This window comes from Pseudostreptobacillus hongkongensis, from assembly GCF_001559795.1.
Taxonomy (GTDB): Bacteria; Fusobacteriota; Fusobacteriia; order Fusobacteriales; family Leptotrichiaceae; genus Pseudostreptobacillus; species Pseudostreptobacillus hongkongensis.
Window position 1 is genome coordinate 1 of sequence record NZ_LOHY01000102.1, and the last position, 11,675, is coordinate 11,675.

General features: G+C 25.2%; 13 protein-coding genes. 10 read left to right on the forward strand and 3 right to left on the reverse strand.

The genetic code is table 11. The features are described from left to right. The 3 genes from AYC59_RS05395 to AYC59_RS05405 form a co-directional block, all read left to right on the forward strand. Positions 1-1,204 (forward strand): restriction endonuclease subunit S (locus AYC59_RS05395; protein ID WP_156445490.1); only part of this gene is annotated, 1,204 nt, incomplete at its 5' end. A 59-nt stretch (positions 1,205-1,263) separates the two neighbouring features. Beyond that, a complete protein-coding gene (locus AYC59_RS05400) occupies positions 1,264-1,857 on the forward strand; it encodes a restriction endonuclease subunit S (RefSeq protein ID WP_066896027.1) in 594 nt (197 codons plus the stop codon). Positions 1,858-1,867: 10 nt separating this feature from the next. Continuing rightward, positions 1,868-2,200, forward strand: coding sequence for a type I restriction endonuclease (locus AYC59_RS05405; protein ID WP_066896030.1), 333 nt, complete (start codon positions 1,868-1,870; stop codon positions 2,198-2,200). 311 nt (positions 2,201-2,511) lie between these two features. On the opposite strand, the gene AYC59_RS05410 is transcribed toward AYC59_RS05405, so the two are convergent. From AYC59_RS05410 to AYC59_RS05420, 3 genes are all read right to left on the reverse strand, one after another. Next, positions 2,512-3,387, reverse strand: a complete 876-nt coding sequence (locus tag AYC59_RS05410; RefSeq protein WP_156445492.1) for a DUF4912 domain-containing protein — start codon at positions 3,385-3,387, stop codon at positions 2,512-2,514. Positions 3,388-3,467: 80 nt separating this feature from the next. Beyond that, positions 3,468-4,460 (reverse strand): tRNA (adenosine(37)-N6)-threonylcarbamoyltransferase complex transferase subunit TsaD, encoded by a 993-nt coding sequence (gene tsaD, locus AYC59_RS05415; protein WP_066896035.1) that lies wholly within the window; start codon positions 4,458-4,460, stop codon positions 3,468-3,470. A gap of 187 nt (positions 4,461-4,647) precedes the next feature. Continuing rightward, entirely contained in the window at positions 4,648-5,208 is a 561-nt protein-coding gene (locus tag AYC59_RS05420) for a histidine phosphatase family protein (RefSeq protein ID WP_066896038.1), read from the reverse strand. A gap of 141 nt (positions 5,209-5,349) precedes the next feature. Here AYC59_RS05420 and AYC59_RS05425 point away from each other — a divergent pair, with 141 nt between their 5' ends. The 7 genes from AYC59_RS05425 to AYC59_RS05455 form a co-directional block, all read left to right on the forward strand. Continuing rightward, positions 5,350-7,956 carry a DNA translocase FtsK gene (locus tag AYC59_RS05425; RefSeq protein ID WP_066896040.1) on the forward strand — a complete coding sequence of 869 codons (2,607 nt, stop codon included), beginning with the start codon at positions 5,350-5,352 and terminating at the stop codon, positions 7,954-7,956. Positions 7,957-7,967: 11 nt separating this feature from the next. Beyond that, positions 7,968-9,026 (forward strand): rod shape-determining protein, encoded by a 1,059-nt coding sequence (locus AYC59_RS05430; protein ID WP_082752705.1) that lies wholly within the window; start codon positions 7,968-7,970, stop codon positions 9,024-9,026. A 9-nt stretch (positions 9,027-9,035) separates the two neighbouring features. Further along, positions 9,036-9,569, forward strand: a complete 534-nt coding sequence (scpB, locus tag AYC59_RS05435; RefSeq protein ID WP_066896043.1) for an SMC-Scp complex subunit ScpB — start codon at positions 9,036-9,038, stop codon at positions 9,567-9,569. Further along, positions 9,556-10,242, forward strand: coding sequence for a pseudouridine synthase (locus AYC59_RS05440; protein ID WP_066896047.1), 687 nt, complete (start codon positions 9,556-9,558; stop codon positions 10,240-10,242). The genes scpB and AYC59_RS05440 overlap by 14 nt, the downstream gene beginning before the upstream one ends. A 42-nt stretch (positions 10,243-10,284) precedes the next feature. Beyond that, a complete protein-coding gene (locus AYC59_RS05445) occupies positions 10,285-10,524 on the forward strand; it encodes a helix-turn-helix domain-containing protein (RefSeq protein WP_066896050.1) in 240 nt (79 codons plus the stop codon). Further along, positions 10,524-11,021, forward strand: coding sequence for a hypothetical protein (locus AYC59_RS05450; RefSeq protein ID WP_066896053.1), 498 nt, complete (start codon positions 10,524-10,526; stop codon positions 11,019-11,021). The genes AYC59_RS05445 and AYC59_RS05450 overlap by 1 nt, the downstream gene beginning before the upstream one ends. Positions 11,022-11,306: 285 nt before the next feature. Continuing rightward, positions 11,307-11,675, forward strand: a 369-nt coding sequence (locus tag AYC59_RS05455; RefSeq protein ID WP_211260015.1) for a type I restriction-modification system subunit M N-terminal domain-containing protein, incomplete at its 3' end; no start/stop codon positions are given.

Here is an 11,675-nt window from a genome sequence, read left to right on the forward strand (position 1 = left end):
AGTAGAGTGGAAGAAGTTGGAGGATGTTTGTGATTATGAACAGCCTAATAAGTATATAGTTTCTTCAAACCTGTATAAAGAAGAATATGATATACCAGTATTAACTGCTGGAAAAACATTTATTTTAGGTTATACTAATGAAGAAAAAGGAATATATAAAGCAAGTAAAAATTCAGTAATAATATTTGATGATTTTACAACAGATAATAAATGGGTTGATTTTGATTTTAAGGTAAAATCATCTGCAATGAAGATAATAAGTTCTAAAAATGTAAATCAAGTACTATTGAAGTATGTTTATTACTGGTTAAATACAATACCTAAGAATAATATAGTGGAAGAACATAAAAGACAATGGATATCAAATTATGCTAATAAAATAATTCCAATTCCCCCATTAGATATACAAGAAGAGATTGTAAGGGTATTAGACAAGTTCACAGACCACACTAAAGAGCTAACTAAAGAGCTAACTAAAGAGCTAACGCTAAGAAAAAAAGAATATAATTATTATAGAGATTATTTACTTGAATTTAAGAATATAGATAATTTAGGTATTGAAGTTAAGAGAGTTAAATTGTCTGATATAGCTATATCTATGTTTAGAGGTAATGGTATAAAAAAAGATGAAGTAGATATAAATGGAGATATAGCTTGTGTTAGATATGGAGAAATATATACAATATATAATACATATTTTGAAAAGTGTATATCAAGAACTAATTTATCAAATATTTTAAATCCTAAATATATAGAAAAGGGAGATTTACTTTTTGCTATAACAGGAGAAAGTATAGAAGATATTGCTAAAACAACAGTATATTTAGGAGAAGAAAAGGCTTTAGTAGGTGGAGATATATTAGTTTTAAGACATAAACAAAATCCTAAATATTTGTCTTATGCACTATCTACACAAGATGCAATAAAACAAAAGATGAAAGGAAAGGTAAAAAGTAAGGTAGTACATACAAATGCAGAAGATATTGGAAATATAGAGATATTTTTACCAACACTTGAAATACAAGAAAGAATAGTAAATGTATTAGATAATTTTGAAAAGATATGCAATGATTTAAATATAGGATTACCAAAAGAAATAGAATTAAGACAAAAAGAATATGAATATTATAGAGAATATATCTTGACAAACATAGGAAATAGAATTACGCTAGAAGACAAGACAAGACAAGACAATATAATATAATCAAAATTTACCAATATATCTATGGAAGCGTTATTGTTGAGGGGGATAATGTAATTAAGGTGTATAATAATGGGGTAAATTTTGATTCAAAAAATAATAAATATTATTCAATTGAATATAAAAAATTAGGAGATATTTGTGATTATGAACAACCTAATAAGTATATAGTTTCTTCAAAAATTTATAAAGAAGAATATAATATTCCTGTATTAACTGCTGGAAAAACATTTATTTTAGGTTATTCTAATGAAGAAAAAGGAATATATGAAGCAAGTAAAAATTCAGTAATAATATTTGATGATTTTACAACAGATAATAAATGGGTTGATTTTGATTTTAAGGTAAAATCATCTGCAATGAAGATAATAACTTCTAAAAATATAAATCAAGTATTATTGAAGTATGTTTATTACTGGTTAAATACAATACCTAAGAATAATATAGTGGAAGAACATAAAAGACAATGGATATCAAATTATGCAAATAAAATAATCCCAATTCCACCAATTGAAATTCAACAAAAAATAGTATCAAAACTAGATAAATTAGAAACTATTATAAATTCAATTAATTGTGGACTGCCTAAAGAAATAGAATTAAGAACTAAACAATATGAATATTATAGAGAACAATTATTAACATTTGATAAATGAAAGGAGTTTTATGTCTGAGGAAATTTTGAAATATAATTCACCAATATTAGAAAGTAATTTTGGTATAATATTATCTGAATATGAAAAAATTAGAGAAGTTAATGAAGGCTATCAAACTGAAAAAGAAATGGAAGATAAACTTGTATCTGATCTTGTGGCTTTAGGTTATGAATACATTACTATTAAAAATATGAATGATTTATACTTAAATTTGAGAAAACAGATAGAAAGATTAAATAAAGTAGTATTTTCAGATTATGAATGGCAAAGATTACTTGACGAGTATATTAATGCACCTAATGATACTAAAAAAGAAAAGAAAGTATATCAACAGCTATTATAATAACCTTCTTAATAAGTGGAACAATGGCAATGGCAAGTTTACCACAAGTAAATGATAGAAGTGCAAAGAGATTTAATATAGCAACAGGATATGCAACATATGGAGGGATACATTCATTTGCAGTAGGACTAGGATATTAATTTATTGATAAAGATGAAGTAAATGAAATTGATGATCTTAAAAATCTAGTTATAAATCAACAAAAACAAATAGAACAATTAATTAAAGATTTAAATGAATTAAAGAAAAAATAATAATTAAAAAATGAGAATGCTCAAAAAACATTCTCATTTTTGATATATTTAAAAAATTTAATTTAAATTTGAAGATCCTAAGAATGAAGAACCATTGAAGTTTGATGAACCATTAAAATTAAGATTATTTCTATAATTTATAGATTTTTCATTATCAGTTAATACATCATCATCTAAAACTTCTTGTTTGAAACCTAAATACTCATTTATGTTATCTTTATTTAAAGTTTTAAAGTCTATGCTTATATTACCAAATTCATTCATTTTTGCTTCAGCTACACCCCATTTAACATCGAAGTTATCAGATGGTATAGGGCTTGGAACATTTGCTGAATTTGAATATGCAAGTTCTATAAAATTATCATATATATCTAGGAATCCTAATATCACAATGTAATCATGATTAGGATCAATATTATTTATATACATACTACCATTTCTAGAATAAGTGAATATTTTTAATTTTTCACTACCATCAATATCTTTTAGTATAATTAATGGGTTTTCTGAAACTAATTGGTGATTATTTTTAATGTCATTAAAAGTATCCTCACGTACTTCCCAGTATGTGAATAAAGTATTTGTATTTTTAGGTATTAAAACTATTTCATTTTTAAAATAATTTGAAGGAAGAGTTTTTTTATTAAAGAATCTTTCTTCTCTTTCAGCTATTAAATCATATTTAGATTTCTCTACTTCTAATTTATTTGAATCTAAATTTATATTAGAAAATACATAACGTGAAAGATATTTTGGTTTTCTTCTATAAATTTGTTTTAAATTAGTTTGGTTAGGATAATTTCTATAACTTGAATATTTTTCTTTTTTAAATTTAATTATTTCTTTAATTTCATCATTTTCAATTACTACTTTAATTTCTTCGTCTTTTTTTTCATAATCAGTTTTTGTTTCTAAATTTTCATCTTTAATCATAGTATTTGCACCCCTTTTATTCTTTCCTATAAAATATAACACACATATTATTACAATTAGTAGTAAAATAGCCAAAATTATCATCTCCTCTTATTATTTTTAGTATCTATTGCATCAATTAATATATTACCTTCTAAAATTTCCTTGTGGAATGCACTTGCTGCTATCATTGCAGCATTATCCGTACAATATTCTAATTTTGGAAATATTATATCTAGATCTTTGAATTTTTCCTCATTGATTATAGCGTTTCTTAAAGTTTTATTTGCAGAAACGCCTCCAACTATAGAAATAGTTTTAACATCAAATTGATCTTTAGCTTTTATTAATTTATCTTTTACAATATCAATTAATTTATTCTGAAAAGAATGAGCTATATCTGCTTTAATATATTCTTCATTTTTCATTTTTTTCTGGTTTACATAGTTAGTTGCAAAAGTTTTAAGTCCACTAAAACTAAAATTTAAATTATCAATTTTAGGAGTAGGGAATGTTATAGAATTTTTACCACTAAGTGCTAATTTTTCTAATAATGGTCCTCCAGGATATTCTATATCCAATACTCTTGCTACTTTATCATAAGCTTCACCTATTGCATCATCTAATGTTTCACCTATTAATTTAAGTTCTTTATTTTCATTCATATAATAAAGAGAAGTATGGCCTCCTGATGCTACGAGTGTTAGCATAGGTAATTTAGGCTCATTTTCTATAAAAGTAGAAAATATATGTCCATTTATATGATTTACCGGTATAAGTGGTATGTTATTTGCAAAACTTAACCCTTTTGCAAACATAAGTCCAACTAAAAGCGAACCTATTAGACCTGGTGTATGAGTAACTGCTATATATGATATATCTTCTATTTTACAATTTGACTTTTTAAGTGCTAATTCATATACAGAAGAAATATTTTTAATATGTTGCCTTGAAGCAATTTCAGGGACAACTCCACCGTATTCTTTATGTATATCTATTTGACTTGAAACTATATTACTTAAAACTTCTTTACCATCTTTTAATATTGCAACAGAAGTTTCATCACATGAGCTTTCTATAGCTAATATAAGCATAAAATTAACCTCTTTTTTATTTTTATTTTAACAAATTTAATTTAAAAAGTAAAGATAAAAAAACACCCAACGGGTGTCTTTAAAAAGGAGTTATGAAGAAAAAGTTTTTAGCTTTTTCTTTGTTATACAGTTAGTATAACTTAAAAAAATCATTTTGTCAACATATTTTTTTATTCAGTATTAAATTTTAGATTTTTAATAAAACTACCTCTCCATTATTGGGAATTATAGCGGGTTCTGTAAGTGTTTTCCCTATATTTTGCATTATGGAAATTAACGAACCATGGGAAATGACTAGAATATTAGCATTTTCACCATAAATTTGCTTTAATTCATTTATTTTTTTCAAGGCTCTTTTTCTAACAGTATTAACACTTTCAAATCCTTTAAAATATTTTCCTGGATCAAAATTTTCTATATATAGCTTATATTTTCTCCAAAAATCAGCATAATTAGCTTTGATATAATCTATATGTGCTCCTTCAAGTTCACCAAATCCAACTTCTCTAAATTCTTCAAAAGTCAAGTTTTCATCTTCAAGTTCTAATTCATTTAGTATGATTTGTTTAGTTTTTATAGCACGTCCTAGGTCGCTGCTACAAATACAATCAAATTTTATTCCTTTAATTTTTTCTGCGGCTATATATGCTGATTTGTCATCTTCAAGTAAAGGAGTATCACTCCAACCTTGTATACGTCCTTCTAAATTCCAAATAGTTTTTCCGTGTCTCACAAAATATATATTCATTCATTTTCTCCTTATATTTTTTAATTACAATATACCATTATATGAAAAAAATGTAAATAAATATATACTTTTAAAAAAATTACTTTAAAAAAAAGCATATATATGCTAAAATTGTACTGAAAGTCTTAGGAGGAAATTTTTATGGCTAAAGCTAAAAATAATAAAAGCGTAAAAAATAAAGATAATAAAAAAAAAGTAAATATAGCTAAGAAAAATGATTGGGGAGATATTGGATTATTTGCCTTTGGACTTGGGTTATTTTGTTTATTAATAATAAAAGATTATTTGAGTCAAGGTAATATAATTGAAACAACTCTATACTATATAGTTTATACAGTTAGAATAATATTTGGTAATGCAAGTTTTATTTTATCTATTATATTAATGATTAATGGATATATAGGTATAAAGAAAAAAATAAAAAAAACAGTGATTTCAAGAAAAGTAGCAGGTATAATTGCTTTTTCAATGTATTGCTTACTTTTAAGTTTAGAGGAATTAGGACCTATATCTACTAATTTTAGTGAGGCAGTTTCAGATATATTAAGATATGCATTTGAATTTAAAGGGGGAGGACTTGTAGGAGGATTACTTTCTATACCTTTCTATTTATATATTAAAGAATTATGGTTGTTTTTAATAGTGTTATTATTAACAGTAGTATTTTCTATTCTATCTCTTTCAAGAGTTATAAGATTAATATATTTAACAATTTCTAAAACTATAGAATATTATAATAGTGATGAATATGAAAAAAAGAAAAAATTAATAGAAGCAAAAAAAACTTATGAACTTAACAAGCAAAAGGAACTTGAAGCTCAAAGAGAAAAAGAATTCACAGAATATTTTATAAAAATAAAAGAAGATAAACTTGAAAAAGAATTGTATAAAAAAAATGAAAATGAAAGTTCAAGTAATGAAGTAGAATATTATACTGAAAAAGAATTAGATGAAAAAAAGAAATTATGGCAAGATCATTATAACAGAATAGAAGAACTAAAAAAGTATGAAAAAGAAAGATTAGATAGAGAAAAAGAAGAAAAACTTTTAAGAAAAATTGAAAAAGAAAATTTAGAAAATTCTATTATCGAAAATGAAACTAATGATGATAATATAGAAGATTTTCCTGAAATTCATGAATATGATATTCAACCAGAATATAGATATGAACCTAAAGAATTTGATTTAGATGAATATACTAGTGAAGAATATATAGAAGAAAAGTATAGTATTTCAGATAATGTATATATATCACGTAATGAAAATAGTAATAGTGTAAATAGTGATTTTAATAAAGGATTAGTAGAAGATGAACAAAAGTTAGAAGTAGAAAATGAAGATAATTATGTTGAAATGTATAATATAGATACAGAAGATCTTAATAAATCTATAGAAGAGTTATTTAAATATAAATCTATGGATGCTTCTAAAAAAGAAGAAATGAAAAAAGAAATAGCAAGAAATATAAATTTACTTGAAGAGACATTAAAAAATTATGGTGTTAATGCAAAGGTAACAGATTATGCAACAGGTCCAACTATAACAAGATATGAAATAAAAATACCTCAAGATATAAGAGTTAAAAAAGTTACAGATCTTGAAAGTGAACTTAAAATGTATTTAAGAGCTGAAAGTATAAGAATTGAAGCTCCTATTCCAGGTAAAGATGCAATAGGAATAGAAACACCTAATAAGATTAAAGAACCTGTATATTTCTCAAACCTTATACATTCAGAAGAACTAGATAAAGGAATATTACCAGTAATACTTGGTAAAGATATAGTAGGTAAAGAAAGAATAATAGATATAACTAAATTACCACATTTATTAATAGCAGGAACTACAGGATCAGGTAAATCTATAGCTATAAACACTATGATATCATCACTTATAAGTAAAAAAACTGATGAAGAAGTTAAATTTATAATGGTAGATCCTAAAATGGTAGAACTTATGCCATATAACGGTATAGCACATTTATTAACACCAGTTATAACAGATCCTAATATGGCAGCAGTTGCTTTAAAATGGGCTGTAAATGAAATGGAAGATAGATATAAAAAACTTGCCTCTTTAGGATTAAGAAATATAGAAAGCTATAATAGTAAATTTAGCAGAGAAAAAATGTATTATATAGTTATAATAATAGATGAGTTGGCTGATTTAATGATGGTCGCGTCTAATAATGTAGAAACTTCAATTGCAAGAATTGCTCAAAAGGCACGTGCAATAGGTATACATTTAATAGTTGCAACACAAAGACCATCAACTGATGTAATAACAGGAATGATAAAGGCTAATTTACCAAGTAGAATATCATTTGCATTAAGATCAAATGTTGATTCAAGAACTATACTTGATCAACCAGGAGCAGAAAAACTATTAGGTAAAGGAGATATGCTATTCTTAGATAATGGTAAATCAAAACTTGAAAGATTACAAGGAGCCTTTATATCAGATGATGAAGTAATAGATTTAACAGATTTAATAAAATCTAAAAAGAAAGTAATATATAATGATAGTATATTAGTTGAAGATGAAATGGAAGATTCAAGTCGTGATCCTTTATTTGAAAAAGCAGTTGAAATTGCAAGAAATGAAGGAGAAAAAGACAAGAAATTATCAATATCACAACTTCAAAGAGAGCTTAAAGTAGGATATAATAGAGCTGCAAGAATTTGTGATCAACTTAAACAATTTGGAGTTATAAACGAAGATAATGAATATACAAATTCAGAGTTATATTAGAAAGGGTAACGATGTTAAATAATCTTTTGAAAAAAATTAGAAGAAGTATGAAATTAAAAAGAAATACAAAAGACATAGGTATAGATTTAGGTACAGCAAATACTGTATTATATGTTAAAGGTGAAAATATAGTTATAAATGAACCTACATATGTTGCTGTTAATAATAGAAATGATAATTCAATAGAATTTATAGGGAAAAAAGCAAAAGAAATAATGGGTAGAACTCCAGGTTATATGGATGTAATAAGACCTTTAAAAAATGGAGTTATATCTGATTATGAAATAACAGAAAAAATGCTTTCAAAATTTTTAGATAGAATAAAAAAAGGTGAGTTATATAACGATAGAGTTATAATTTGTGTTCCAAGTGGAGTAACTCAAGTTGAAAGACGTGCAGTAGTAGATGCAGTCAAAGATGCAGGTGCAAAAGAAGTATATTTAATAGAAGAACCTGTAGCAGCTGCAATAGGTGCAGGTATAGATATGTTTGAACCTAAAGGTCATTTAATAGTTGATATAGGTGGAGGAACTACTGAGATTGCATTTATAGTTTCGGGAGGAGCTGCAAAAACTCATTCAATTAAGATAGCAGGAGATCAATTAAATAGTGATATAATAGATTATGTTAGAGATAATTTTAATTTAAATATAGGTGAAAAAACTGCAGAAGATTTAAAAATAATAGCAACTAATGAAAAAGATTCAGATGTTTTATATGAAATAAAAGGTGCAGAAGCTGTTACAGGTATACCTAAAGAAATTAGAATATCTGTAAAAGAAGTTAATCAATCTATAGATAAAAGTATTAATCAAATTATATATGAAATTGATAAAGTTATTGAAGAAATAACACCTGAAATAGCAGCTGATATTTATGAAACTGGTATATTTTTATCAGGTGGAGGAGCAAGTATAATATCTCTTAAAGAAAAAATAGAAGAGAAATTTAAACTTAAAGTTACTGTTTCAAATGAACCTATATATGCTGTTATTAATGGTATAGCTAATGTATTTCAAGAATTTAATAAATATAAAAATATATTGATATCAACACATAATGATTATTAAGGTGATATAGTGAAAGGTGATATAGAAGCCATATTATTTCTTTCAAAAGAACCTATAAATCTTAAAGATCTATCAAGTTTTTTTAAAGTTGATATGGAAAGAATTAAAGAAATTTCAAAAGAATTAGTTGATGATTATTCTGAACGGGGAATAAATGTTATAATAGAAAATGAGACTATATTTTTAAAAACAAATCCTATTAAAGGAGAAGTTATTAAAAACTATTATACTCCGGAGTTAAAATTAAGAAAACTTTCAAAATCTTCTTTTGAAGTATTAGCTATAATAGCCTATAAGGGGCCTATAACAAAAGCTGAAATAGAAGAAATTAGAAGTTCTGGAGCAGATCACATTATACCTATTTTAATGGAAAAAAAATTAATTCAAATAACTGGGAAGAAAAAAGCTCTGGGTAATCCTAATTTATATGAAGTAACTGATGATTTTTATGCTTATTTAGGTATAAAAAATAAGGAAGAATTATATGAATTTGATAAAAGTAAATGGTTAGTTACAGGAAAGGATGAAAATGAGAATAAATAAATATATAGCAGAATCAGGTTTTTGTTCAAGAAGAAAAGCTGATGAGCTTATAATGGATGGAAGAGTTACTATAAATAAAAATATAGCTATAATAGGTAGTGAAGTTGAAGATGGAGATATAGTTAGAGTAGATGGAGAAAAATTAACTGTAAAAAAAGATTATGAATACTATATCTTAAATAAACCTAAAAGAGTTTTATGTTCAAATGAAGATAGACAAAAAAGAACTTTAGCAGTAGATTTAATTAAGTCTAAAAAAAGATTATTTACTTATGGTAGACTTGATTATATGACAGAAGGTTTAATAATAATAAGTAATGACGGTGATATATATAATAATGTTATGCATCCTAAGAAAAAGTTATATAAAAGTTATGTAGCTAAAATAGATAAGGAAATAACAGAAGACCATATTGAAGCTCTTAAGCATGGTGTTGTTATAGATGGAGTTAGAACTTTACCTGCTAAGGTTAAAATAATAGCAAAAAAAGAAATTAGAATTGCTATTCATGAAGGAAGAAACAGACAAATAAGAAAGATGTTTGAAACTTTAGGTTATACTGTTAAAAATTTAAGAAGAGTAAAAGTAGGAGAACTGTCTCTTAAAGGACTTGAAGTTGGACAATATAGAAAAATGTCTGAAGATGAAATTAGGTATTTAAAAAGCTTGTAATCAAGCATATTAAATATAGAAATAAAAAAAGGAGTGTTGTTTATGTTTTTAGCTAATCCGCGTGAAGTAGGACTTTACATGCAAAGAAGAAGGAGAGACCTTAATATTACTCAAGATCAAATGGCAGAAATCTTGGGGTATGAAAAAAATACGATTTCAAGGTGGGAAAATGGTAAAGTCACAAAAATTAAAAAAGCAACTCTGCTTAAAATAGCAGAAATACTAAAAGTTGACCTTATGGATATATTAACGGCTAAATGGGAAACTTTGATAGGAGAGTAATGAAAGAAATAAGTTTACAACAAGTTATCTATTTAATTTCAAGTATAACTACAGAGATTAACAGAGAAAAGAATAAATTAGAAAATACAGCTGGAATTCCTTTAAAAGTTAATGGTAAAAATGTTGTAGATTCAGAAAAAGCTAATGAAATTACTGAAATTTTAGATAAAATTGAATTATTACAAAAAGATTTAGTAACTTTAAAATATAGTCTTGCAAAGCATAATATTGAAACAAGAGTAGGAGATTTAACTCTTACTGAAATGTTAGAAATTGTAAAATTAAAAAGAGCTTATGTATTATCTATTGAATATGCATTAGGTAAATCTAATTTAAAAGTTGAAACAGGAGTAGGTGTAGTTCAGTATGGTTCTTTCAAAGAAAAAGAATTAAAAGAATTGCATGATAATCTTGAAAAAGAAATCTTACAGTTATCTGAAATTATAGATAGTGTAAACTCAAAAACATTAGTCAATGTTGAATTATTAACAAAATAGGGTAATTAACAAGAATTTATTAATTTGGACGAAATTTTTTACGATTTATTATCATTTACGATTTATTTTTATGTTTAAATACAAAATATTAGTACAAGTTAATGATGAGTAGTGATACTAAAAACTTATGGAATGAGTTTTGCCTTTAGATTTCCATAGCACACCTTAGGGTGTGATTTTTATTATTATAAGTTTTCTGATATAACTTTGAATATTCCTTTTGTTGATATATCATATATTTTTTCTGGTTCTTCACAAATATTTAAGGTATAATGTTAATGTTAAATGTATTATTTAAAAAATGAAGTAATACAAAGAGCAGAATTGCAAAGAAAAATATGGAATATAGCTGATGCTTTAAGAGGTTCAGTAGATGGTTGGGATTTTAAACAATATGTATTAGGAACATTGTTTTATAGATTTATTTCAGAAAATATAGTAGAGTTTTTTTATTCAGCAGAACATGAATCAGGAGATTTAGAATTTGATTATGTAAATTTATCAGATGAAGAGGCACTTCAAGATTTTAAACCAGGAACAGTAGAAGACAAAGGATTTTTTATACTTCCAAGTCAACTATTTCAAAATGTAGTAAAGAATGCTAAAAATAATCCAAATTTGAATACAGATCTTGCAAATATATTTAGAAGTATA